Annotated in this window: 27 protein-coding genes; 17 read left to right on the top strand and 10 right to left on the bottom strand. The window is 42.2% G+C overall.

Features of this window, described 5'->3' with window-relative positions:
• Positions 1-202: 202 nt before the first annotated feature.
• A complete protein-coding gene (gene rraB / locus VSA01S_RS10545) occupies positions 203-619 on the bottom strand; it encodes a ribonuclease E inhibitor RraB (RefSeq protein ID WP_039982992.1) in 417 nt (138 codons plus the stop codon).
• 562 nt (positions 620-1181) lie between these two features.
• Here rraB and arcA point away from each other — a divergent pair.
• The 5 genes from arcA (at position 1182) to VSA01S_RS10520 (ending at position 5796) form a co-directional block, all read left to right on the top strand.
• Entirely contained in the window at positions 1182-2402 is a 1221-nt protein-coding gene (gene arcA, locus VSA01S_RS10540) for an arginine deiminase (protein ID WP_039979203.1), read from the top strand.
• Positions 2403-2547: 145 nt separating this feature from the next.
• On the top strand, positions 2548-3552 hold the full coding sequence (locus tag VSA01S_RS10535; RefSeq protein WP_039979202.1) for an ornithine carbamoyltransferase: 1005 nt from the start codon (positions 2548-2550) through the stop codon (positions 3550-3552).
• Between the two features lie 294 nt (positions 3553-3846).
• The gene (pyrB, locus tag VSA01S_RS10530) at positions 3847-4776 is read left to right on the top strand and encodes an aspartate carbamoyltransferase (protein WP_039979201.1); all 930 of its coding nucleotides are present in this window, start codon (positions 3847-3849) and stop codon (positions 4774-4776) included.
• A gap of 17 nt (positions 4777-4793) precedes the next feature.
• Positions 4794-5255 carry an aspartate carbamoyltransferase regulatory subunit gene (gene pyrI / locus VSA01S_RS10525; RefSeq protein ID WP_103021862.1) on the top strand — a complete coding sequence of 154 codons (462 nt, stop codon included), beginning with the start codon at positions 4794-4796 and terminating at the stop codon, positions 5253-5255.
• Positions 5256-5406: 151 nt separating this feature from the next.
• Positions 5407-5796: a RidA family protein gene (locus tag VSA01S_RS10520; RefSeq protein ID WP_039979199.1), complete on the top strand. Its 390-nt coding sequence runs from the start codon at positions 5407-5409 to the stop codon at positions 5794-5796.
• A gap of 74 nt (positions 5797-5870) precedes the next feature.
• On the opposite strand, the gene VSA01S_RS10515 is transcribed toward VSA01S_RS10520, so the two are convergent.
• The 8 genes from VSA01S_RS10515 to mlaF form a co-directional block, all read right to left on the bottom strand.
• Positions 5871-6617: a 1-acylglycerol-3-phosphate O-acyltransferase gene (locus VSA01S_RS10515; protein WP_039979198.1), complete on the bottom strand. Its 747-nt coding sequence runs from the start codon at positions 6615-6617 to the stop codon at positions 5871-5873.
• A 202-nt stretch (positions 6618-6819) separates the two neighbouring features.
• Complete coding sequence (gene murA, locus VSA01S_RS10510) at positions 6820-8088, bottom strand: UDP-N-acetylglucosamine 1-carboxyvinyltransferase (RefSeq protein WP_039979197.1); 1269 nt, start codon at positions 8086-8088, stop codon at positions 6820-6822.
• Positions 8089-8098: 10 nt separating this feature from the next.
• Positions 8099-8353 (bottom strand): BolA family iron metabolism protein IbaG, encoded by a 255-nt coding sequence (ibaG, locus tag VSA01S_RS10505; RefSeq protein WP_039979196.1) that lies wholly within the window; start codon positions 8351-8353, stop codon positions 8099-8101.
• 3 nt (positions 8354-8356) lie between these two features.
• The gene (locus tag VSA01S_RS10500; protein WP_039979195.1) at positions 8357-8677 is read right to left on the bottom strand and encodes an STAS domain-containing protein; all 321 of its coding nucleotides are present in this window, start codon (positions 8675-8677) and stop codon (positions 8357-8359) included.
• 2 nt (positions 8678-8679) lie between these two features.
• Positions 8680-9318, bottom strand: a complete 639-nt coding sequence (locus tag VSA01S_RS10495) for an MlaC/ttg2D family ABC transporter substrate-binding protein (protein ID WP_039979194.1) — start codon at positions 9316-9318, stop codon at positions 8680-8682.
• Positions 9319-9321: 3 nt separating this feature from the next.
• Positions 9322-9819 carry an outer membrane lipid asymmetry maintenance protein MlaD gene (gene mlaD, locus VSA01S_RS10490; RefSeq protein ID WP_039979193.1) on the bottom strand — a complete coding sequence of 166 codons (498 nt, stop codon included), beginning with the start codon at positions 9817-9819 and terminating at the stop codon, positions 9322-9324.
• Between the two features lie 2 nt (positions 9820-9821).
• Positions 9822-10613, bottom strand: a complete 792-nt coding sequence (gene mlaE / locus VSA01S_RS10485) for a lipid asymmetry maintenance ABC transporter permease subunit MlaE (RefSeq protein WP_039979192.1) — start codon at positions 10611-10613, stop codon at positions 9822-9824.
• Positions 10603-11406, bottom strand: coding sequence for a phospholipid ABC transporter ATP-binding protein MlaF (mlaF, locus tag VSA01S_RS10480; protein ID WP_039979191.1), 804 nt, complete (start codon positions 11404-11406; stop codon positions 10603-10605). Before mlaF ends, mlaE begins: the two co-directional genes overlap by 11 nt.
• Positions 11407-11789: 383 nt before the next feature.
• On the opposite strand from mlaF, the gene VSA01S_RS10475 reads away from it, so the two are divergent.
• From VSA01S_RS10475 to mgtE, 11 genes are all read left to right on the top strand, one after another.
• Positions 11790-12755: a calcium/sodium antiporter gene (locus VSA01S_RS10475; protein WP_039979190.1), complete on the top strand. Its 966-nt coding sequence runs from the start codon at positions 11790-11792 to the stop codon at positions 12753-12755.
• A gap of 76 nt (positions 12756-12831) precedes the next feature.
• Entirely contained in the window at positions 12832-13803 is a 972-nt protein-coding gene (locus tag VSA01S_RS10470) for a KpsF/GutQ family sugar-phosphate isomerase (RefSeq protein WP_039979189.1), read from the top strand.
• A gap of 84 nt (positions 13804-13887) precedes the next feature.
• Positions 13888-14451: an LPS export ABC transporter periplasmic protein LptC gene (gene lptC, locus VSA01S_RS10465; RefSeq protein ID WP_039979188.1), complete on the top strand. Its 564-nt coding sequence runs from the start codon at positions 13888-13890 to the stop codon at positions 14449-14451.
• The gene (lptA, locus tag VSA01S_RS10460) at positions 14432-14926 is read left to right on the top strand and encodes a lipopolysaccharide transport periplasmic protein LptA (RefSeq protein WP_039979187.1); all 495 of its coding nucleotides are present in this window, start codon (positions 14432-14434) and stop codon (positions 14924-14926) included. Before lptC ends, lptA begins: the two co-directional genes overlap by 20 nt.
• 1 nt (position 14927) lies before the next feature.
• On the top strand, positions 14928-15653 hold the full coding sequence (lptB, locus tag VSA01S_RS10455) for an LPS export ABC transporter ATP-binding protein (protein ID WP_039979186.1): 726 nt from the start codon (positions 14928-14930) through the stop codon (positions 15651-15653).
• Positions 15654-15702: 49 nt separating this feature from the next.
• Positions 15703-17169 carry an RNA polymerase factor sigma-54 gene (locus tag VSA01S_RS10450; RefSeq protein WP_039979185.1) on the top strand — a complete coding sequence of 489 codons (1467 nt, stop codon included), beginning with the start codon at positions 15703-15705 and terminating at the stop codon, positions 17167-17169.
• A 23-nt stretch (positions 17170-17192) separates the two neighbouring features.
• Positions 17193-17480: a ribosome hibernation promoting factor gene (gene hpf / locus VSA01S_RS10445; RefSeq protein WP_039979184.1), complete on the top strand. Its 288-nt coding sequence runs from the start codon at positions 17193-17195 to the stop codon at positions 17478-17480.
• A 2-nt stretch (positions 17481-17482) separates the two neighbouring features.
• Entirely contained in the window at positions 17483-17929 is a 447-nt protein-coding gene (gene ptsN, locus VSA01S_RS10440; protein ID WP_039979183.1) for a PTS IIA-like nitrogen regulatory protein PtsN, read from the top strand.
• 14 nt (positions 17930-17943) lie between these two features.
• Entirely contained in the window at positions 17944-18807 is an 864-nt protein-coding gene (gene rapZ, locus VSA01S_RS10435) for an RNase adapter RapZ (RefSeq protein WP_039979182.1), read from the top strand.
• Between the two features lie 3 nt (positions 18808-18810).
• Complete coding sequence (locus VSA01S_RS10430; protein WP_039979181.1) at positions 18811-19086, top strand: HPr family phosphocarrier protein; 276 nt, start codon at positions 18811-18813, stop codon at positions 19084-19086.
• A 200-nt stretch (positions 19087-19286) separates the two neighbouring features.
• Positions 19287-20642: a magnesium transporter gene (gene mgtE / locus VSA01S_RS10425; protein WP_039979180.1), complete on the top strand. Its 1356-nt coding sequence runs from the start codon at positions 19287-19289 to the stop codon at positions 20640-20642.
• Positions 20643-20733: 91 nt separating this feature from the next.
• Here the strand turns inward: mgtE and pmbA are convergent, their stop codons facing one another.
• Positions 20734-22077, bottom strand: coding sequence for a metalloprotease PmbA (pmbA, locus tag VSA01S_RS10420; RefSeq protein ID WP_039979179.1), 1344 nt, complete (start codon positions 22075-22077; stop codon positions 20734-20736).
• Between the two features lie 110 nt (positions 22078-22187).
• Between pmbA and yjgA the strand changes: the two genes are divergently transcribed.
• Entirely contained in the window at positions 22188-22715 is a 528-nt protein-coding gene (yjgA, locus tag VSA01S_RS10415; protein ID WP_039979178.1) for a ribosome biogenesis factor YjgA, read from the top strand.
• The last annotated feature ends 38 nt before the right edge of the window (positions 22716-22753 follow it).

Genomic DNA, 22753 nt, shown 5'->3' with positions numbered 1-22753 from the left:
AATGGGAAGTTTTCATCTCATGATATAAGAATGGAAGAGGGACGATTTAAACTCTCTGGAGCCATTATGAATTGATGGGCCTTCAGACAACAAAGAGAAGCTAGCAATAAAAAAGCCCCAATGATTTGAGGCCTATTCATCACGTAATGTGGCACATTATCTGAGAAAAAATCGATAAAGCTTAACGCTCAAACGCAGCAGATTACGCTTCTTCGTCTTCATTTTCGTCAGTATAAAGCGCGTCTTCACCTTCGTAGTACGTGCCCCAACCGTCGTAAATGATGTCATATTTCTCTGCGAGGTGAACCAGCTTTTCTACTTGAGCATCAATCGCTTCAGCATTTAATGCAGACTCCATGGTGGCATCACAACAAAGCAGTTTGTTGCCATCTTCATCTTCTGTTTCTTCTGCTTCAAGAACTTCAAAACCCATTTTGAAAGCTTCAACCACTGCTTTCTCTAATGTGTCGAAATCTTCTGCAAATAAATGATGCTCAATTTCATAAAGTGAATCTGGATCGCTACCATCTTCAAGCAATGCTGCGATGATGTCGCGAGTCTCTTCCTTTTGAATCTCAATTAATTCTTCTACTGATAGATATTCATCTTCGTGAGACATGTTTTTGGCTCCAGATTAGTGACTTGATTGAAACATTATTGATGCGATGAAATATGGCATGGATCGCATTAAAAAGCCACACACAAACACAATCGTCCCGAGTATTCTGGGTAATTATTGCTATCTAAAAATGAAAAACCACCGCGAAACACAAAAATTTAACAAAACGTCATAGCTGTTAATATTCAGAAGATCCTAACTAAAATATATCAAGCGGAATTTAGCAAGAGAGTGCATTTTTATGATTTTATAATGAATGCGATAACCACATCAAACCACTCAACAACGCATAATATGACGAATTTATGTAATTATTACTAATAAATATTCATCTTCCATCGTTTTGAGTGAAATATTATCTATTTAATATAAAAAGAATAAAAACGCATTTAGAAAAATTTATTAAAAAAAATAAAATACTGGATAAAAATTAAATTGAATAAAATTCAGAACATTAAACTAAAATATTTAGATTTAACAAAATATACCTAATACAGAATTACTTGCATCTTTGATTTAAGCTTGTCATAACTATTCCTAGGAACATAAGTAAGGATACATTATGAATAAGTTGTACGTAGGCTCGGAAGTAGGTCAACTAAGACGAGTACTGTTAAATCGCCCAGAACGAGCGCTCACCCATTTGACACCATCAAATTGTCACGAATTATTATTTGATGATGTACTTGGTGTTGAAGCAGCAGGGGAAGAGCATGACATCTTTGCACGTACCCTAAAAGAACAAGGCGTTGAAGTTCTTTTACTGCACAATCTGCTGGTTGAGACGCTGCAGATATCTGAAGCAAAACAATGGCTGTTAGATACTCAAATCTCTAACTTCCGCTACGGCCCAACATTTGCTCGTGACTTGCGTTATTACTTCTCAGATATGGATAATGAACATTTAGCTTCTATCCTTTTGGGAGGGCTGGCTTACTCAGAGCTTCCCATCCACTCAGCTTCTATGTTGCCTAAAATGAAGCGTCCTTTGGACTTTGTTATCGATCCACTGCCTAACCACTTATTCACTCGAGATACCTCCTGTTGGATCTACGGTGGAGTATCACTCAATCCAATGATGATGCCAGCTCGTCAACGAGAAACTAACCACCTTAGAGCCATTTATCATTGGCACCCCTCTTTTGCTGGTCAGTCGTTCATTAAATATTTTGGTGATCACGACCTGCATTATGATAATGCCAATATAGAAGGCGGAGATGTTTTAGTCATCGGTAACGGTGCCGTTCTCATCGGTATGTCAGAACGGACGACACCTCAAGGGGTAGAAAACCTAGCAGCAAGCCTATTTGCTTCAGGACAAGCCAAGGAAGTCATTGCCGTTGATCTTCCCAAACATCGCTCTTGCATGCACTTAGATACGGTTATGACACACATGGATATCGATACTTTTTCGGTTTACCCACAAGTCATGCGTCAAGATCTAGAAACTTGGCGCTTAACACCAAAAGGTAATGGAGAAATGCACGTCGAAGCGTCACGCAACTACCTCCATGCGATTGAGTCTGCTCTCGGGCTAGATCAACTCAAAATCATCACCACAGGTGGCGATAGCTACGAAGCAGAACGAGAGCAATGGCATGATGCGAATAACGTGCTAACCGTTAAACCAGGGACAGTCATCGGCTATGAACGTAATGTTTATACCAATGAGAAATATGACAAAGCAGGTATTAACGTTTTAACGATTCCAGGTAATGAGCTAGGACGCGGTCGGGGAGGTGCACGTTGTATGAGCTGCCCAATCGAGCGCGATGGCCTTTAAGCATTAAGTCACCTCTTTTATATCGCTAAAATGATACTAGGGCAGAGCAAAAAACTCTGCCTCATTTAAATAACTATTCACACCTTGTGCATTTTAATGTTTAATGACATTATCTTCATTTAAGAAATAGACACAAGGACGCGCCATGGCTTTCAATCTACGCAACCGTAATTTCCTAAAACTATTGGATTTCTCACCTCAAGAAATTCATTTCTTACTCAATTTGTCTGCAGAGCTCAAAAAAGCAAAATATTCAGGTACTGAGCAAAAAAAACTGCAAGGCAAAAACATCGCTTTAATTTTTGAAAAGTCCTCAACTCGAACTCGATGTGCTTTCGAAGTCGCTGCTTTTGATCAAGGGGCACAAGTGTCTTACCTCGGACCATCGGGCTCACAGATTGGTCATAAAGAAAGCATGAAAGATACCGCTCGTGTGCTTGGCCGAATGTATGATGGCATTCAATATAGAGGCTTTAGCCAAGCAACAGTAGAGGAGTTAGGCGCCTTTGCTGGAGTACCGGTTTGGAATGGTTTAACCGATGAGTTTCATCCCACACAGATTTTAGCTGATTTTCTTACCATGCAAGAGTACATTCAACATACTCCCTTGAATCAAATCACCTTTGCTTATCTTGGTGACGCACGTAACAACATGGGTAATTCACTGATGGTTGGCGCCGCTAAAATGGGTATGGACATTCGCTTAGTTGCACCAAAAGCCTTTTGGCCTGAGCAAGAATTAGTCTCACATTGTCAGACGATTGCAGAGCATACAGGAGCAAAAATTACGTTAACGGAGAATGCCGAAGAAGGCGTCAAAGGTTGTGATTTTCTTTACACAGACGTGTGGGTATCGATGGGTGAATCAGAACATGCTTGGGATGAGAGGGTTAAACTCTTAGCCCCCTATCAAATCAATATGGACATGATAAAGAAAGTCGGAAATCCCAATGTGAAGTTTATGCACTGCCTGCCAGCCTTTCATAATGATGAAACAACCATCGGCAAGCAAATCGCAGAAAAATACAGCATGAATGGCTTAGAAGTCACGGAAGATGTATTCGAATCTGAACTTTCGATTGTTTTTGACCAAGCTGAAAACCGGATGCACACCATTAAAGCTGTTATGGTTGCCACCTTAGGTAACTAGAACCTTGAATGAAAGCGAAAGGTAATCGCTTGCGCTAGCAAAAGTTAAGCGTATAATCTTCGGCAATTTGTCTGAGGATTATGAAATGATTACGCCTATTACTGACGTGACAATACGAGAAATCGCAACGCAAAAAGTAGTCATGCGATTTGCTCTAGCTAAGCGCTTACGCTCAGTTATTTCATTAATTCTATTGAGTCTGAAAACCTCCTCATTTGGGAGGTTTTTTTATACCTCAAATGTAATCACGAAAAATTTAAAATATCGATAAACACGGTTATAGGGAAGAAGATCATGGCGAACTCGCTTTATCAGAAGCATATCATCTCTATTCCAGAACTTTCGCGAGAAGAACTGGAACTTATTGTCAGCACTGCTGGTCAGCTCAAACAAGACCCTCGCCCCGAATTAATTAGTAATAAGGTCATCGCGAGCTGCTTTTTTGAACCTTCAACTCGAACTCGTTTGTCTTTCGAAACAGCGATTCAACGCATTGGTGGGGATGTCATCGGCTTTGACAATGGCGGCAACACTTCACTGGCAAAAAAAGGAGAAACATTGTCTGATTCGGTACAGGTGATCGCTTCTTACGTTGATGCCTTCGTAATGCGCCATCCACAAGAAGGGGCAGCGCGTTTGGCTTCAGAGTTCTCTAACGGCGTGCCAGTAATCAATGCTGGAGACGGTGCCAACCAGCATCCAACGCAAACCTTACTCGACCTTTACACCATTGCTGAAACTCAGGGTCGCCTAGATAATTTAAACGTCGCATTTGTTGGTGACCTAAAATACGGCCGCACCGTTCACTCTTTGACTCAAGCATTGGCAAAATTCACAAACATTCGCTTCTTCTTTGTGGCACCAGAAGCGCTCGCCATGCCAGAATACATCTGTGAAGAGCTAGACGAAGCAGGTATTCAATACAGCCTCCATACTGACATGGACAGCGTCATTCCTGAATTAGATATTCTGTACATGACACGCGTACAAAAGGAACGCTTTGACGAATCTGAATACGCACATATCAAGTCCGCTTACATTCTAACAGCTGCGTTATTAGAAGGTGCTCGTGAGAACCTAAAAGTCCTCCACCCCCTTCCACGCGTTGATGAAATCACCACGGATGTAGATGCGACACCACACGCGTATTACTTCCAGCAAGCCGAAAATGGCGTGTATGCTCGCCAAGCCTTATTGGCATTAGTTCTAAACCAAACACTGTAATCGAGGGAGAAAAAATCATGACTAAAGAGACTCAATTGCAGGTAGAAGCTATCAAAAATGGTACCGTTATTGACCATATTCCTGCTCAAATTGGCATAAAAGTACTTAAACTTTTCGATATGCATAATTCATCTCAGCGTGTCACGATTGGCCTTAATTTACCTTCTTCAGCTCTGGGTCATAAAGACCTGTTGAAGATTGAAAATGTATTTATTAGTGAAGAACAAGCCAATAAGCTCGCTCTATATGCACCTCATGCAACTGTCAATCAGATCGAAAACTATGAAGTTGTCAAAAAGCTGGAGCTCGAGTTACCAGAGAAAGTAAATGATGTTTTCGAATGTCCTAACAGTAACTGCATTACTCATAATGAACCTGTTATCAGTAGCTTCCAAGTCTTCGAGAAAAAAGCAGACATTCGCCTGAAGTGTAAATACTGCGAAAAAGTGTTCGCTCGTGAAATCGTGACAGAGCGCTAAGTTCAAGCATAAAAAGGCCTAAGTATCCTACTTTATGGATCTCAATAACTTGATCAAAGCTCAGTTATCGAAGCGTATTTGCCCTTTACCTAACAAGGAATTAACGGCACACTGAGGCCACTGACTCTCTAACAAATAATGGAATACATTAATGACCAAAGTACTTCACACAGAATCTGCACCCGCAGCAATTGGCCCTTATATTCAAGGGGTAGATCTCGGCAATATGGTCCTGACTTCAGGTCAAATCCCAGTAAATCCAGCGACAGGGGAAGTTTCTTCAGACATCGCTAAGCAAGCTCGCCAATCATTAGAAAATGTACAAGCAGTTGTTGAAGCATCGGGACTTAAGGTCACTGACATTGTAAAAATGACTGTCTTTGTCAAAGACCTTAACGATTTTGGTACAGTCAACGAAGTATATGGTAAATTCTTTGATGAACACGATGTAGCACACTACCCTGCTCGTTCTTGTGTTGAAGTTGCACGCCTACCAAAAGACGTTGGCATCGAGATTGAAGCCATCGCAGTACGCAAGTAATGGCAATAATTGGCTAACTGACATAAAAAATGGGTAGTACTTTTACTACCCATTTTTATAACTTCTTTTACTACTTAATTATTAGTAGAACCCACATAGGCTTGATTACGTTGCTTCACTTCTGCATCTAACGCTTCTAGCTTATTTTCCATTTGCTCACGGCATAAGTTCGCCAACTCGCGAATTCCCTCTTTACCATAACTTTCAGTACTAACGGGAGGCAGCATTTCTACAATGACATGACCATTATTCCAACGATTAAATTTAATGTGACTCGTTGAGCTACATACAATAGGAATGATTGGTACCTCTGCACCTATAGCGGCATGAAACGCGCCTGTTTTAAAAGGTAGTAGGCCACGGCCACGTGAACGAGTGCCCTCAGGGAACATCCATACGGATACGTCACTTTCTTTAATACTTTTGATTACCTGATCAATGGTACCTTTCGCTTTGGAACGATTCCCCCGATCAATCAGGATGTTACCAGTTAACCAGTATAGCTGACCAAAAAGTGGCATCCAAGCTAGACTCTTTTTACCAACAGTGACAACTTTGGGTGTCACTGCTGAAGAAACAGTAAACATATCCCAGTTGTTTTGGTGATTTGCAATATACACATGCTGACCACGTTGGTAAGCATCCTCAGGAATACGAAGCTCCAGCTTAATACCAAAAACACGTGACATTTTGGCAAACAACCGGCCAAAAGTGAAAACGTGCTTAGGGTTTCTAGGGCTGAGTAAGCAATAACCACAACCACCAATAAACATTACAATCGCAAAGAGCGCGATGGCCAATACACGTAGAAGTGTAATCATTATTGTTCTCCAAAGTAGGCTTTAAGCCTGATACAACCATTATACCTGAGTGACAAGCTTTGAAGCACATATATTGAAGTCACTGAGGCGTATAACTTATTTATAAAAAAACATCGATCATCAAAAAACGGTTTAATCAATGATGCAAAAAAGCCGAAACTCAGGTTTCGGCCTTCTTGTTACCAAGCAAGAAATAAGCAATTTAACTTGCTTCTATCACTCGCTCAATATTTGCACCCAGAGCAGAAAGTTTGTTTTCTATTTTGTCGTAGCCCCGGTCAATATGGTAAATACGATCGACAATAGTTTCGCCTTTTGCGATGCAACCAGCAATAACCAAGCTTGCGGATGCACGCAGATCCGTTGCCATCACTTGTGCACCACTGAGGGATTCAACATCACCACAAATAACGGTATTACCTTCAATTTCAGCTTTCGCTCCCATACGCATTAATTCTGGCACATGCATGAAACGATTTTCAAAGATATTCTCGGTGATCACACCGCCACCTTTCGCCATCATATTCAATAGTGTAAATTGTGCTTGCATATCCGTTGGGAAACCTGGATGTGGTGCAGTACGAATACTCACTGCTTTCAACTCGCGATCCGTCATATCAACAGAGATCCAATCTTCACCCGTTTCAACCAGTGCTCCAGCCTCTTCTAACTTAGCGAGTACCGCTTCAAGTAGGTGAGCGTTGGTGTTATGGCAAGTCACTTTACCACCAGAGACTGCCGCTGCAACTAAGAATGTTCCGGTTTCAATACGATCTGCAACCACATTGTGCTTGCCTCCGCCTAGGCGCTCAACACCCTCGATAGTAATAGTGTCCGTACCTGCTCCAGAAATTTTGGCCCCCATAATGTTGAGGAAATCTGCCGTATCTACAATTTCAGGTTCACGTGCCGCGTTATCTAACGTAGTGGTTCCTGTAGCAAGCGCAGCGGCACACATAATAGTAATCGTTGCACCGACGCTCACTTTATCCATAACGATGTGTGCGCCCTTTAAGCGGCCATCTACTTCAGCTTTAACATAGCCATCTTCTAAGGTAATTGTGGCACCAAGCTGTTCTAAACCTGTAATGTGAAGGTCAACAGGACGAGCACCGATCGCACAACCGCCTGGTAAAGAGACTTGACCTTGACCAAACCTTGCGACGAGTGGACCTAATGCCCAAATAGAAGCACGCATGGTTTTAACTAAATCATATGGCGCACAGTATTCATTAATACGACTTGGGTCAACGAGAACTGAACAATCATTGCGGCTAACGTCAGCACCTAATCGCTTAAGCAGCTCCATCGTTGTATCGATATCACGAAGATTCGGTACGTTTGCAACTTCAACTGGCTCTTCAGCCAAAATTGACGCAAATAAAATCGGTAGTGCCGCATTTTTGGCACCAGAAATGGTCACATCACCTGAAAGTGGTTGGTCTGACCCAATAACTCGAAATTTTTCCATCAAAAAAACCTTAAAGCGGCATTAGCTTTTTGTTACGAGCCCACTCTTCAGGAGTAAAGGCTTTAATCGATAATGCGTGAATGTCATTACGCTGAATGTAATCCATCAGAGGACCATAAATTAATTGCTGCTTTTTAACGCGGCTCATTCCATCGAAACAAGCATCAACAGCAACCACTTCATAGTGGCTACCTTCACCTTTTACATGCACTTCTCCAAGGTTTAGTGCTTCTTCTAGTAACTGTTGTACTTTTGCGCTATCCACAATTTACCTCTGATAATTCTTTATATGCTTGGCCACAAGCGACTCAACATTGCTCAATTGAAATAATGTTCGCAGTTGCTCAGGCACGAAACTCAACATTATATGACAGTTTTTATTTTTTGCATGCTCTATTAGATGGATTAACATCACCATACCTGCAGAGTCGATGCGCTCTACCATTTCCAATGAACACTCAAACTCTGTTTGTACCGGCTGCCAAGCCAGGGCAGTCTTCCACAACTCTGGAACCGTTTGATGATCGAGTGCGCCTGTAAACTTAAGTATGTCTGACTGCAAATGCCACTGGGTATGAGATTGACTCATCACTATTTCGCCTCAAAACGGATTGGCTGAGCGGCCAGCTTTTCAAGGTCTTTGGCTGCAACAAGGATGCCTTTTTGGCGAATTGTTGAATTCCATTCCGCCTGCTTACTGGACAACAGGCTGATGCCTTCTGCGACCATATCAAAGGCTTGCCATTCTCCACTCTTCTTATCCTTACGAAGTTTGAACTCCAGTTTAATGTTTGGTCGTGGCGCTTCAATAATATCAACTTTAATACTGGTGATGCGTTTAGATGGATCGAGTTTTACTTCTGGGCCAAACTGGATTTTTTGGTCAGAGTATTGAGTCAGCACCTGTGCGTATGAAGTTACTAAGTAAGCACGAAAAGCAGTGATAAATTCACCCACATCTTCTCGTTTCGCCCCTTTTAAATTTGGGCCTAATAACTTTAATGCCGCATAACGATAATTGACGTAAGGCATCAACTCTTCTTCAACAATAACTTTAAGCTCATTAGGATCTTGCTTGATGGTATCTTGTTCTGCTTTGAGACGTTCGAAAGCGACCTCTGCCACCTCTTTCATCATCTGATACGGCTGAGTTTTGTCGATTTGTTTGGCTGCTAATGCACTTGTGGTTGTAAACATTGCAATAAAAGAAAGTAAGATTCTTGAAAACATGGGTTATTCCTCACTTTTCGCATCAGATTTGTCAGAGCCACCAATGCTGTATAATACTTGGCCAATAAGATCTTCTAATACTAGGGCTGACTTAGTATCTTCGATAAGGTCACCGTTAGTCAGCATCTCTTCATCATCAAAAACAAAGCCTGGCACCAAGCCAATATATTGCTCACCTATCAGTCCAGAGGTCAAGATCTGTACACTTGATGTCTCTGGAAACTGATGATAATTACCATTGATTGATAGACTCACAACAGGAAGAAGGGTTTCTGGGTTTAACGAGATATCACTGACTCGCCCAACAACCACACCACCAACTTTAACCGGTGAGCGCACTTTCAAACTACCGATGTTGTCAAATTCAGCTTTTAAAGTATAAGTATTTCCAGAACCTAGGTTCTTCACGTCAGCAACTTGAAAAATCATCACAAGAATTGCACAAATTCCTGCCAAGACAAAGCTGCCAACCCATAATTCAGTTTTACGTGTTTGTTGCATGATTAATTCCCAAACATCAATGCGGTCAGTACAAAGTCTAGCCCGAGTACCGCTAAAGAAGAATGCACTACAGTGCGTGTTGTAGCTCGACTGATTCCTTCCGAAGTAGGAATCGCGTCATAACCATTAAATAAAGCGATCCAAGTTACCGTAATCGCAAAGACAAAACATTTGATTAAGCTATTACCAATGTCTTGACCTAATTCTACCGACGATTGCATCGCCGCCCAAAAGCTGCCGTGGTCAATCCCCTTCCAATCAACACCGACGAGCTCTGCACCCCAAATGCCTATCGCCATAAAAATCATCGCCAGCAATGGCATTGAAATGGCTCCTGCCCAAAAACGAGGGGCAATCACCCGTTTTAGGGGATCAACAGCCATCATCTCTAAGCTAGACAACTGTTCCGTTGCTTTCATTAAGCCAATTTCAGCCGTCAATGCAGAACCAGCTCGGCCGGCAAACAATAATGCGGTCACAACCGGCCCAAGTTCTCGCAGTAATGACAGCGCAACCATCTGTCCAAGGCTACCTTCGGCACCGTAGTCAACCAAAACGACATAACCTTGTAGGCTCAGTACCATACCGATGAACAAACCAGAAACAACGATTATCGCTAAAGACTGTACTCCAACTGAGTACAATTGCTTAATCAGTAGTGGTAAGTTTTTCAGTGGTTGAGGTCGAGAAAGCAAGGCTCCGAGCAACATTAACGTCGCTCGCCCAAAGGCTTCACAGATGGCTAAAGTTCGTCGCCCTAATGAAGCAACAAATTGAAGGAAACTATTGACCATCAAATAAATCCTTTTCAATACTTTTTGCAGGAAAACGGAATGGAACGGGACCATCGGCGTCCCCTTGTAAAAATTGCTGTACACGAGGATCTGGGTTTTCTCGGAGTGCTTGAGGCGTACCGCTGGCGATAACTTTACCATCAGCCATTAAGTAAACCCAATCCGCAATGCTCATGACTTCAGGCACATCGTGAGAAACAACGATAGACGTCAGACCCAAAGCACGATTCAGATTACCGATCAACTCAACAAGAACTCCCATCGTAATCGGATCTTGTCCAACAAAGGGTTCATCATACATAATCAAATCAGGGTCAAGAGCTATCGCTCGAGCTAATGCAGCCCGACGAGCCATACCACCGGAAAGCTCGCTAGGCATTAATTGAGCAGCGCCACGCAACCCAACCGCTTCGAGTTTCAGCAACACCATAGTGCGGATGAACTCTTCTGATAATTCGGTATGTTCTCGTAAAGGAAAAGCAACGTTATCAAACACATTCAAATCTGTGAATAATGCTCCCGATTGGAACAGCATGCTCATTTTTTTACGCGCTTGATAGAGCTTTTTACGCGATAACTTCGGTATATTATCCCCATCAAACCAAATCTCACCTTGGTTTGGATAAAGCTGCCCACCGATCAAACGTAAGAGTGTTGTTTTTCCTATACCAGAAGGCCCCATAATCGCCGTCACTTTGCCTTTAGGGACATGGACGTCAACACCATCAAAGATCTTGCGTTCTCCGCGTGAAAAGGTCAGGTTTTTAACGGTAACTAAATCGTTGTTCGACATACTACCTCTTTTGCAGATCGTGAACCGTTTTCACCGATATTCTCTTTTGGTGAAATCATGTTTACCCTCGCGCTATTAACTCAAGAATATATCAAGTTGCAATTAGCGCACTTATTTTAATCGCCCATAATAAGCACTTCGTACCTGAATTAAAAGCACTGTTCAATTAACGCAGAGAATACAATGCTTTCAGCTTTAGCCCAAATACACCGAATAAGAGTGAAATTAATCATAGCTCTTCTTTATTGACCTCTTCTTGTAAAAGGTGCATATAATTTCAGCTTTCTCGTAGAATTTATTTACTGTATACCTTCCATTTTGGCCGACAAAAGGTCAGAATTAACGGTCATTTATACTACTTAGCTTACTGTTTAGGAATCATCATGCTCGAAGCCATTGCGTTGCTTATTGTCGGTCTTATTCTACTTGTTTGGAGTGCAGACAAATTGGTTTATGGTTCTGCTGCTCTAGCACGTAATGTTGGTATTTCACCTCTTGTGATTGGTATGACCATTCTTGCTATGGGCTCTTCCGCTCCAGAGATGATGGTTTCTGCAACGGCAGCATGGGCAGGGAAAACAGATACTGCGGTTGGTAACGTTCTTGGTTCCAACATTGCAAATATTGCTTTAATTTTAGGTATTACCGCTCTAATAAAACCGCTGTTCATTAATTCTGCTGTGATTCGCAGAGAGCTTCCACTAATGATCGCAGTTACGATACTAGCTGGAATTTTACTTTGGGATGATTATCTAGGTTTCTATGAAGGCATACTACTATTTGTATTATTTGCCGCATTTTTGTACATGATGTTAAACATAAGCCGTCAAGAAAAACAATCAGGCGATAACTTTATTGATGAGCAAGAGTCGGAAATACCGCAAGATGTAAGCAATCGCAAAGCGTTAATGTGGGTCGTCTTCGGTCTTATTCTGCTTCCTTTAGCTGCTGGTATGTTAGTCGATAACGCCGTTATTATTGCCAAATATTTTGGTATGAGTGACTTAGTAATCGGTTTAACCATTATTGCTATTGGTACCAGCCTTCCAGAGCTGGCGGCATCCTTGGCGGGCGTACTTAAAGGGGAGGATGATATGGCTGTGGGTAACATTATTGGCTCAAATGTGTTTAACATTTTGGCAGTAATGGGCCTACCAGGTATCATCAATCCATCTGCTTTGAGTGAGTACGCAATGAGCCGTGACTTTTGGATTATGCTAGGGGTTTCATTATTACTTGTCGTTATGTGCCTGGGCAAATCACGCAGTGTAAATCGCTTGGAAGGTTTTATCTTGCTAGTATGCTTCTTGTGTTATCAAACTTACTTATTGACCAATATTACCACTTAACTGATTACGCCATTGAATAGAAAAACAAAAGCACCAATATAACACAAAACCACTAATGATAGATTGGAGTACTGGTATGCCAACTCAATTTGATTTTTGCTCAGCAGCTAAGCAAGTACTTGATATTGAAATCCAAGCACTGAATCAGCTAGATCAGTATTTTGATGCTCAGTTTGAACAAGCATGTCAGCTAATTTTATCTCATCATAATAAAGTCGTTGTAATGGGCATGGGTAAATCGGGGATTATCGGTAATAAAATCGCTGCTACTTTAGCAAGTACAGGTACTCCTGCATTTTTTGTTCACCCCGGTGAAGCTGCACACGGAGATCTGGGTATGATTGGTCGTGATGATATTGTTATCGCTATTTCAAATTCTGGTGAGTCTTACGAAATTTTATCTCTTTTCCCTGTCCTAAAACGTATGAACATCAAAGTTATTAGTATTACGGGCAAACCAGAATCAAGTATGGCTAAGCTCTCAGATATACATTTGCAAATTTCAGTGCCAAAAGAAGCTTGCCCTTTAGGTTTAGCTCCTACCAGTAGTACCACCGCCACATTGGTTATGGGCGACGCACTCGCGATAGCACTTTTACAAGCAAGAGGTTTCTCTAGTGAAGATTTTGCTTTATCTCATCCAGGCGGAGCTTTAGGTAGAAAGCTATTACTTAAATTAGCTGATATTATGCACTCAGGTAAATCATTACCTAAAGTTTCACCTGACGCACTTATTCGAGACGCTTTACTGGAGATATCTGAGAAAGGCTTAGGAATGACCGCTATTGTCGATGAACACAATGCTATGCTTGGTATATTCACAGATGGCGATTTACGCCGTACTTTGGATAGACGAATTGATATCCACACTACCAAAATCTGTGAAGTGATGACTAAACATCCGACTACTGCGCACCCAGATATGCTTGCTGTAGAAGGAGTTAACCTTATGCAAGAAAAAAACATTAATGCTTTGATTCTGTGTGACCAGAACAAATTCGTTGGTGCACTGAATATGCACGATCTCCTTAATGCAGGGGTGATGTAGCTTCTTACCCTGAAAAATCTCATAATTTTAACAAATTAAGGCAATAAACGAAGAAGTACACCGCTAAGATAAAGGCATTTATTTATGAGCTTTACTCGCAGTATTTATCTGCTCTTGTTATTTATTGTTGCTTGGTGTGGTTATTACTTACTTTCCCCCAGCATAGACAATAGTATTCAAGTAGCATCAGACTCAGAACAGCCTATGTTCAGTGGGAATAAGGTAGAAAATATCACCTACGGTATCGATGGGCTTCGTAGTTACTCAATTCAAGCCACAAAGTTGGATCATTACTCAACAAGTGGTGAAACTATTTTTGCTCAACCGACACTAATGGTTTACCGTGAAGGGAGCATTCATGAATGGCAAATATCCGCAACTAAGGCCGTACTCGATAAACAGAAGATGTTAACTCTTTATGACAATGTATTGATGCAAAATCTACTACCCGATGCGAGCTTCAAAACATTATCTACAAATAAGATGGTTATTAACTTGACCAATCGTGACTTTAAAGCCGAGCAACAAGTTACGTTACTCGGGCCACAATTTGAAACTACTGGAGGCGCAATGCACGGCAATTTCAAAGCCAACACTGCAACTCTCACTGATGAAGTTCAAGGTCGATATGAAATCGTTACACCTTAGCCTGCTGGCTCTGATTTTTGTTACACCCTATTCTCTGGCTTTAAAATCAGATACTAAACAGCCTGTCTACATAAATTCAGACACTCAGCAAGTAGACATGAAAACCAATCGCGTCACCTTCAAAGGGGCGGTATCTCTCAAACAAGGCAGTATCAATATTGATGCCACTAAAATTGTCGTTACACGAGATCCTAAAAACGAATCTATCCAAAAGATTCAAGCATTTGGTGCACCAGCAACATTCTCGCAACTGATGGATGATGGTAAGACTCTGAGTGGTCAAGCAAACCAAATTGATTATCGTATCTCAACCGATGAATTGACCATGAAAGGACAAGCTCAGTTGAAGCAAGATAACAACACCATCAAAGGTTCTTCTATTCGTTATCAAATTGGACAACAAAAACTGGTTGCTGACAGCTCTAAAAATGAGCGGGTGACGACTGTGTTACAACCAAATCAAATAGAGAATTAATATGGCCATACTGAGTGCAAAAAACCTTGCAAAGAGTTATAAAAAGCGCAAAGTGGTTTCAGATGTAAGCCTTGAAGTTGGTTCTGGGCAAATTGTCGGTTTATTAGGCCCTAATGGTGCTGGAAAAACGACTTCTTTTTATATGATTGTTGGCTTGGTCCCGCGCGATGAAGGTAAAATCTGCATTGATGATCAAGATATCAGTATTCTACCAATGCACAGCCGCTCACGATTAGGAATTGGCTATTTACCACAGGAAGCATCCATTTTCCGCAAATTATCAGTGGAAGACAATATCATGGCCGTTTTACAAACTCGCCAAGAACTGACTCGCGAAGAACGCCAAGATAAACTCGAAGATTTACTAGAAGAGTTTCATATTCAGCATATTCGTAGTAGTGCAGGTATGGCTCTCTCTGGTGGTGAGCGACGTCGTGTGGAAATAGCTCGAGCACTTGCCGCCAACCCAAAATTCATCTTGCTCGATGAACCATTTGCTGGGGTTGACCCTATTTCCGTTAATGATATCAAGAAAATAATTGAGCATTTGCGTGACCGTGGCTTGGGCGTATTAATTACCGACCATAATGTTCGCGAAACGCTGGATGTCTGTGAAAAAGCCTATATTGTTAGCCAAGGTCACCTGATTGCATCAGGAACTCCGGACGAAGTTCTCAATAACGAGCAAGTGAAACAAGTTTATCTCGGAGAACAATTCCGTCTATGATTACATAAGGAACGATAAGATTCTGAGCATTAAAGGCACCGTATACTGAATGAAACCTTCATTACAACTCAAGCTAGGTCAACAATTAGCAATGACGCCACAGTTGCAGCAAGCCATTCGTTTGCTGCAACTATCAACACTTGACCTTCAGCAGGAAATTCAGGAAGCATTAGACTCCAATCCATTGCTGGAGATAGAAGAGAGCCATGAAGAGCCTCAAACAAATAATGAACATAAGCTGGCTCAAGAAAATACAGAAACTGCTGCAGAAGGCCAGTCAGAACCTGAAACGCAAGATAGCTCAGATGTAATAGAAAAGTCTGAAATCAGCGCAGAACTTGAGATTGATACTACTTGGGATGATGTTTACAGCGCCAATACAGGAAGTACAGGCCTTGCCTTGGATGACGATATCCCACTTTATCAGGGAGAAACCACCCAATCATTATACGATTACTTACTCTGGCAGTTGGATCTCACCCCTTTCTCAGAAACAGATCGTACTATAGCTTTGACCATCATCGATGCTATCGATGATTACGGATACCTCACGCTATCTCCGGAAGAAATACACCAAAGTTTCGACCAAGAAGAGATTGAGTTAGATGAAATTGAAGCTGTGCGCAAACGTATTCAACAATTTGACCCGCTCGGTGTCGCCTCTCATAACCTTCAAGAGTGTTTATTACTTCAACTGGTGGTTTTTCCTGAAGAGACACCATGGCTTAGCGAAGCAAGAATGGTATTAAGCGACCATATCGATAACCTAGGCAATCGTGACTATAAATTGATCATAAAGGAAACCAAGCTCAAAGAAGACGAGCTTCGTGAAGTATTAAAGCTTATTCAACAGCTTGATCCTCGTCCAGGTAGCAGCATAACGCCTCATGATCCAGAGTATGTCATACCTGATGTCTCCGTATTTAAAGAGCATGGTAAATGGAATGTTTCTATCAACACAGACAGCGTACCAAGGTTGAAAGTAAATCAGCAATATGCACAGCTTGGCAAAGGTAATAGCGCAGACAGTCAATACATCCGCACTAATCTACAGGATGCAAAATGGTTAATAAAAAGTTTAGAGAGCAGAAATGAGACTCTTCTCAAAGTAGCCAAATGTATTGTTGAACATCAGTACGATTTCTTCGAGTATGGCGAAGAAGCAATGAAACCGATGGTACTTAATGATGTTGCCTTAGATGTAGATATGCATGAGTCGACTATATCACGTGTTACCACGCAAAAGTTTATGCATACTCCACGTGGCATTTTTGAGTTGAAATATTTCTTCTCTAGCCATGTCAGCACTGACAATGGTGGGGAATGTTCATCGACAGCAATTCGAGCACTGATCAAAAAGTTGGTTGCCGCAGAAAATACAGCAAAGCCACTCAGTGACAGTAAAATTGCTACCCTTTTAGCTGATCAAGGGATTCAGGTCGCAAGGCGCACTATTGCGAAATATCGGGAATCTTTGGGCATTGCCCCTTCGAGTCAGCGCAAACGCTTACTTTAGTCACTAACTTAAAAGGAAAGTCTATGCAAATCAATATCCAAGGCCACCACGTTGATCTGACCGATTCAATGCAAGACTACGTACAATCTAAGTTTAATAAGCTTGAAAGATTCTTTGACCATATTAATCAAGTCCAAGTCGTACTAAAAGTTGAAAAACTCAACCAAATAGCGGAAGCTACGCTCCACGTAAATCAAGGCGAAATACATGCCTCCTCTCACGATGAAAGTATGTATGCCGCAATTGATTCGTTGGTGGATAAATTAGTTCGTCAACTCAATAAACATAAAGAAAAATTGAACAATCATTAATTATGCAACTGAGCGAAATACTTTCACTGGACTGCACCAAAAGTGCAGTCCACTGTACAAGTAAAAAACGAGCATTGGAAATCATCAGTAACATTGCTGCTGAAAACACTGGTCAGGATTCCACAGAACTTTTTGAGTGCATACTCAATAGAGAAAAAATGGGGAGTACTGGTATTGGTAATGGTGTAGCTATCCCGCATGCCAGAATGTCATCAAGTGATAAAGCCATCGCCATTTTATTACAATGTGATGAGCCTATTGAATTCGATTCTATTGATAACCGACCTGTTGATTTACTTTTCGCGCTTCTTGTTCCAGAAGCGCAATGTAAAGAGCACCTTAAAACACTTTCTTCGATGGCAGAACGCCTAAGTGATAAGCAAGTGCTTAAAAGTTTGCGTAATGCTCAGAGCGATGAAGAGCTCTACGACATAATGATTCATAAATAGCCAGGACAATCACCATGCGATTAATCGTTGTTAGTGGGTATTCTGGTGCAGGTAAGAGCGTTGCACTTCGAGTACTGGAAGACTTAAGTTATTACTGCGTCGATAACCTACCGGTGAGCTTACTGGAAAACTTTGTTTATTCAGTCTCTGACAGCCAACAAAATGTTGCTGTCAGCATCGACATCCGCAATATGCCCAAAAAACTTAATGAGCTCAGTGCTACCTTAAATAAACTAAAGTCTAAATTTGACGTAACTATACTTTTCTTAAATGCCAACAAAGATACCCTGTTAAAACGTTATAGTGAAACACGTCGTATCCATCCATTATCACTAGGTGTTAAATCTCTCTCACTTGATCAAGCTATTAACCTAGAGCAACAAATATTGACTCCCTTAAAAGCTCAAGCAGATCTCATTTTAAACAGCAGTGGCCAGTCCCTTCATGATTTAAGTGAGACAATTAGGGTACGTATTGAAGGGCGAGAACGTAAAAATCTCGTCATGGTATTTGAATCCTTTGGTTTTAAATATGGTTTACCTTCTGATGCAGACTATGTCTTTGATGTTCGCTTTCTTCCTAATCCACATTGGGAACCCGCACTCCGCCCTTTAACAGGTTTAGATGCGCCAATCGGAGCTTTTCTAGAACAGCACTCATCCGTACTTGAATTAAAAAATCAAATAAGAAATTTCATCGAAACATGGTTACCAATGCTAGAAAAAAACAATCGCAGCTACCTTACTATTGCCATAGGTTGTACTGGAGGAAAGCACCGCTCTGTATATTTAACGCAAAAGATCGCCGAATATTTTAATAATAAAGGGCATCAAGTGCAAATACGCCATACTTCGTTAGAAAACGGTATTAAGGAATAATACGTGAAATTGAGTCGAAAAGTGCTCATCCAAAATCGTCTCGGGTTGCATGCCCGCGCAGCGGTAAAATTAGTTGAATTAGCACAGAGCTTTGATGTCATTATCACCATTGATAATGAAGAAGACAAAACTGCGACAGCAGATAGTGTCATGGGCTTGCTGATGCTCGAGTCGGCTCAAGGGCAATACATCACCATTCATGCTCAAGGCTCAGAATCATTACAAGCCCTTGATGCCGTTTGTCATTTAATCGAAGCAAAATTTGACGAAAATGATTAAGTAACACCCTACTCACATACCTAAAAGCACCTTGACGAAAACATGCTGATTAATTATGCACTTTTCCTTGCCATGATAGAGAACACACTAATCTCTACCTAAAAAATAATTTGCATAACTTTCATAAGTTGTTGTTAAAAGCCGCTTAGAATTAAGTTATTATTCAAAACATTGTGAATATCAGGAATTAGGAGGTAAAAATGGCAGAGCAAACCGAATTTGATCAAGCTCACCAAACCCTCCAAGAAGTGACTGAGGCCCTTGATAATGGCCGCTTCGTCCATGTCCGTCGTCAACTGCAAGACATGGAGCCCGAAGATATTGCCCACCTTTTGGAGTCCTCACCTCGCAAGAGCCGTGAAGTACTCTGGCAACTAACCGACCCTGAAGACTACGGAGAAATCCTTGACGAACTCAACGAGGATGTAAAAGATAGCCTTGTGTCTAAAATGGCTCCAGAAGCACTCGCTGAAGCCACAGAAGGCATGGACATTGATGATGTCGCGTACGTCCTCCGCAGCCTACCTAATGACATCTCACGCGAAGTACTCGCTCAAATGGACTCAGCTGAGCGCCTTCGAGTAGAAACAGCACTATCCTATCCTGAGGATACTGCCGGTGGGTTGATGAATACCGATGTTATTACAATACGTAGTGATGTTGATGTTGATGTTGTATTGCGTTATCTCCGCATGAAAGGCGAACTACCAGAAGCCACGGATGCACTTTATGTTATCGATGAAAACAACAAACTGATTGGTGAATTGCCCATCACAATACTCATCACCACACAACCTGATATCAAAATCAGTCAAGTAATGGAAAATGTTGGTGATGCCATCACCGTCGACACCAGTGATACTGATGTTGCCAGTTTGTTTGAACGTCGTAATTGGATATCAGCCCCGGTTGTTGATGACAATCACCACCTTGTAGGTCGTATTACTATAGATGACGTAGTTGACGTTATCCGTGAAGATGCTGAACACTCAATGATGAGCATGGCTGGTATGGATGATGATGAAGATACCTTTGCTCCCGTCGTGAAATCTGCTCGTAAGCGCAGTGTGTGGCTCGGCGCTAATGTTCTTGCTGCACTTGCGGCCGCTTCCGTCTCCAATATGTTTGAAGCAACCCTTGATCAAATGGCTGCCATTGCTGTATTAATGACCATTGTACCTTCCATGGGAGGCGTTGCGGGAAATCAAACCGTTGCACTCGTTATCCGCGGACTCGCTTTAGGTCATATTGGTGATTCAAACAAACGTGAATTGCTTCTAAAAGAAGCAGCTATTGGCCTGTTGAATGGCATCATGTGGGCGCTCATCATTGGTGGTATTGTTGTCGCCTGGAAAGGGAACTGGATGCTTGGTGGCATTATTTCTGCGGCCATGTTAACGAATCTTTTTGTCGCAGGCGTTGCAGGTGTCACTATACCTATCCTACTCAAAAAGATGAATATCGACCCGGCACTGGCTGGTGGAATGGCCCTCACAACCGTCACTGACGTAATTGGTCTTTCGGTCTTCCTTGGTCTAGCCACACTGATGATTTAAGCCCCTCCTGTCATGCTCAACCGACAGCAATAAAAAAGCCTGATGAGTGAAACTCTCCATCAGGCTTTTTTTCCTCTATGAATAGGTGGCTCTACTCACCCGCAATCTTCATAGTATCTAATAGAATAGAGCCCGTTTGGATTTGCGATCGTGCCTCCACGTCACTCCCCACAGCAACAATTTGCTTAAACATGTCTTTTAAGTTGCCTGCAATCGTAATTTCAGACACAGGATACTGGATTTGACCATTTTCCACCCAAAAACCAGCGGCACCACGAGAGTAATCACCAGTGACAATATTCACACCTTGCCCCATGGTTTCTGTCACAAGTAGACCCGTACCGAGCTCTTTCAGCATACCTTCGAAGCTTTGACCTGTCGATTTAACGTACCAGTTATGGATACCACCAGCGTGTCCCGTAGGGTCCATCTTCATCTTACGAGCGGCATAACTGGTTAATAAGTAAGTGGCGAGCACACCATCGGTGATAATTTCGCGATCTTGTGTATAAACGCCTTCACTATCAAAAGGGCTGGATGCAAGGCCACGCAATACATGTGGACGTTCTGAAATATTAAACCACTCAGGCAAGACGTGTTGACCAAGGTGATCCAATAAGAAAGAAGATTTGCGGTACAAGTTACCACCGCTAATGGCCATCACTAAATGACCAATCAAACCTGTGGCGACATCAGCTGCAAACATAACTGGGTATCGGCCCGTTTTCAACTTCTGAGCATCTAGGCGGCTGATGGTTTTCTCGGCTGCTTTACGACCCACCGTTTGTGGCGTCCAAAGATCATCACGATGACGCGCAACGGTATAGCTGTAATCACGCTCCATTTCGCCATTTTGACCCACACCAATCACACAACAGCTGGTGCTATGACGACTGGATGCATAGCTTGCAAGCAGGCCGTGGCTGTTACCATACACTTTCACGCCGTAGTGGCTGTCGTAGCTGGCACCGTCACTTTGTTTAATCGTATCACTGTAATTGAGTGCTTCTTTTTCTGCAGCGATAGCAACTTGTGCTGCATAGTCTGGATCGGGTGCATCAGGGTGGAAAAGATCTAGGTCTGGTACCTCTTTTACCATATATTCTTTCGGTGCTGGACCTGCGAATGGGTCTTCTGATGTATATTGAGCGATATCAAGTGCCGCCATAACCGCCTGTTCGATGGCCTCTTCGCTTAAATCAGATGTTGAAGCACTGCCTTTACGTTGACCTCGATAGACCGTAATGCCTAGTGCACCATCGCTGTTGAATTCAACGTTTTCCACATCACCCATACGAGTGGAAACACTCAACCCTGTGCTCTTGGTTATTGCGACTTCAGCGGCATCAGACTTCGCCGCAGCGATTTCTAATGCACGTGAAACGGCTTGTTGTAACTCGATACGCTGCTCAGTAACCTGCTGTTTAATATCCATTGTCTTTCACATCATGTCTTCGATATAGAATAGAATAACAAGAATTTCGCTTTCTCCCCACGATTCTTGTTAAAATAGTCATATTATTCATCAAAAAACAGGCAATAGAGATGGCACGTAAGAATCAAAAAGCGCCATGGGAACCAGAAGAAGAGATCATCTGGGTAAGTAAATCTGAGATGAAACGCGACATGGAAGAGCTACAAAAGCTAGGTGAAGAGCTTGTTGGCCTCAAACCAGCTGCTCTCGATAAGTTCCCATTAAGCGAAGACCTGCGAGAAGCGATTGCAGATGCGCAACGTTTTAAAAACGAAGCACGTCGTCGTCAGCTACAACGTATTGGTAAATTAATGCGTTATGAAGACCCAGAGCCAATCCAAGCAGCTCTCGACAAAGTACGTAACAAACACTCACAAGCAACCGCAGCGCTGCACAAACTTGAAGCACTGCGTGATCGTGTTGTCGAAGAAGGCGATAAAGCGATTGATGTCGTAATGGAACTTTACCCGGAGGCGGACCGTCAACGTCTACGTCAACTTGCTCGCCAAGCTGCAAAAGAGAAGAAAGCCGGTAAACCAGCAAAATCTTACCGTGAAATCTTCCAAATCCTGAAAGCACTCGAAGAAGAAGACATTTAATTCGACGTCGAGTACGCCGAAAGCAGACCGATGTGTCT

It is taken from the genome of Vibrio sagamiensis NBRC 104589 (genome assembly GCF_007990935.1).
Taxonomy (GTDB): domain Bacteria; phylum Pseudomonadota; class Gammaproteobacteria; order Enterobacterales; family Vibrionaceae; genus Vibrio; species Vibrio sagamiensis.
The sequence above is the reverse complement of the archived record's forward strand: the minus strand, read 5'-3'. Positions and strand labels throughout refer to the sequence as shown.

Bases quoted from the DNA above. Each gene is read 5' to 3' on its own strand.
- rraB (WP_039982992.1), bottom strand. From the start codon at position 619: ATGTCTCACGAAGATGAATATCTATCAGTAGAAGAATTAATTGAGATT.
- arcA (WP_039979203.1), top strand. From the start codon at position 1,182: ATGAATAAGTTGTACGTAGGCTCGGAAGTAGGTCAACTAAGACGAGTA.
- VSA01S_RS10535 (WP_039979202.1), top strand. From the start codon at position 2,548: ATGGCTTTCAATCTACGCAACCGTAATTTCCTAAAACTATTGGATTTC.
- pyrB (WP_039979201.1), top strand. From the start codon at position 3,847: ATGGCGAACTCGCTTTATCAGAAGCATATCATCTCTATTCCAGAACTT.
- pyrI (WP_103021862.1), top strand. From the start codon at position 4,794: ATGACTAAAGAGACTCAATTGCAGGTAGAAGCTATCAAAAATGGTACC.
- VSA01S_RS10520 (WP_039979199.1), top strand. From the start codon at position 5,407: ATGACCAAAGTACTTCACACAGAATCTGCACCCGCAGCAATTGGCCCT.
- VSA01S_RS10515 (WP_039979198.1), bottom strand. From the start codon at position 6,617: ATGATTACACTTCTACGTGTATTGGCCATCGCGCTCTTTGCGATTGTA.
- murA (WP_039979197.1), bottom strand. From the start codon at position 8,088: ATGGAAAAATTTCGAGTTATTGGGTCAGACCAACCACTTTCAGGTGAT.
- VSA01S_RS10500 (WP_039979195.1), bottom strand. From the start codon at position 8,677: ATGAGTCAATCTCATACCCAGTGGCATTTGCAGTCAGACATACTTAAG.
- VSA01S_RS10495 (WP_039979194.1), bottom strand. From the start codon at position 9,318: ATGTTTTCAAGAATCTTACTTTCTTTTATTGCAATGTTTACAACCACA.
- mlaD (WP_039979193.1), bottom strand. From the start codon at position 9,819: ATGCAACAAACACGTAAAACTGAATTATGGGTTGGCAGCTTTGTCTTG.
- mlaE (WP_039979192.1), bottom strand. From the start codon at position 10,613: ATGGTCAATAGTTTCCTTCAATTTGTTGCTTCATTAGGGCGACGAACT.
- mlaF (WP_039979191.1), bottom strand. From the start codon at position 11,406: ATGTCGAACAACGATTTAGTTACCGTTAAAAACCTGACCTTTTCACGC.
- VSA01S_RS10475 (WP_039979190.1), top strand. From the start codon at position 11,790: ATGCTCGAAGCCATTGCGTTGCTTATTGTCGGTCTTATTCTACTTGTT.
- VSA01S_RS10470 (WP_039979189.1), top strand. From the start codon at position 12,832: ATGCCAACTCAATTTGATTTTTGCTCAGCAGCTAAGCAAGTACTTGAT.
- lptC (WP_039979188.1), top strand. From the start codon at position 13,888: ATGAGCTTTACTCGCAGTATTTATCTGCTCTTGTTATTTATTGTTGCT.
- lptA (WP_039979187.1), top strand. From the start codon at position 14,432: ATGAAATCGTTACACCTTAGCCTGCTGGCTCTGATTTTTGTTACACCC.
- lptB (WP_039979186.1), top strand. From the start codon at position 14,928: ATGGCCATACTGAGTGCAAAAAACCTTGCAAAGAGTTATAAAAAGCGC.
- VSA01S_RS10450 (WP_039979185.1), top strand. From the start codon at position 15,703: ATGAAACCTTCATTACAACTCAAGCTAGGTCAACAATTAGCAATGACG.
- hpf (WP_039979184.1), top strand. From the start codon at position 17,193: ATGCAAATCAATATCCAAGGCCACCACGTTGATCTGACCGATTCAATG.
- ptsN (WP_039979183.1), top strand. From the start codon at position 17,483: ATGCAACTGAGCGAAATACTTTCACTGGACTGCACCAAAAGTGCAGTC.
- rapZ (WP_039979182.1), top strand. From the start codon at position 17,944: ATGCGATTAATCGTTGTTAGTGGGTATTCTGGTGCAGGTAAGAGCGTT.
- mgtE (WP_039979180.1), top strand. From the start codon at position 19,287: ATGGCAGAGCAAACCGAATTTGATCAAGCTCACCAAACCCTCCAAGAA.
- pmbA (WP_039979179.1), bottom strand. From the start codon at position 22,077: ATGGATATTAAACAGCAGGTTACTGAGCAGCGTATCGAGTTACAACAA.
- yjgA (WP_039979178.1), top strand. From the start codon at position 22,188: ATGGCACGTAAGAATCAAAAAGCGCCATGGGAACCAGAAGAAGAGATC.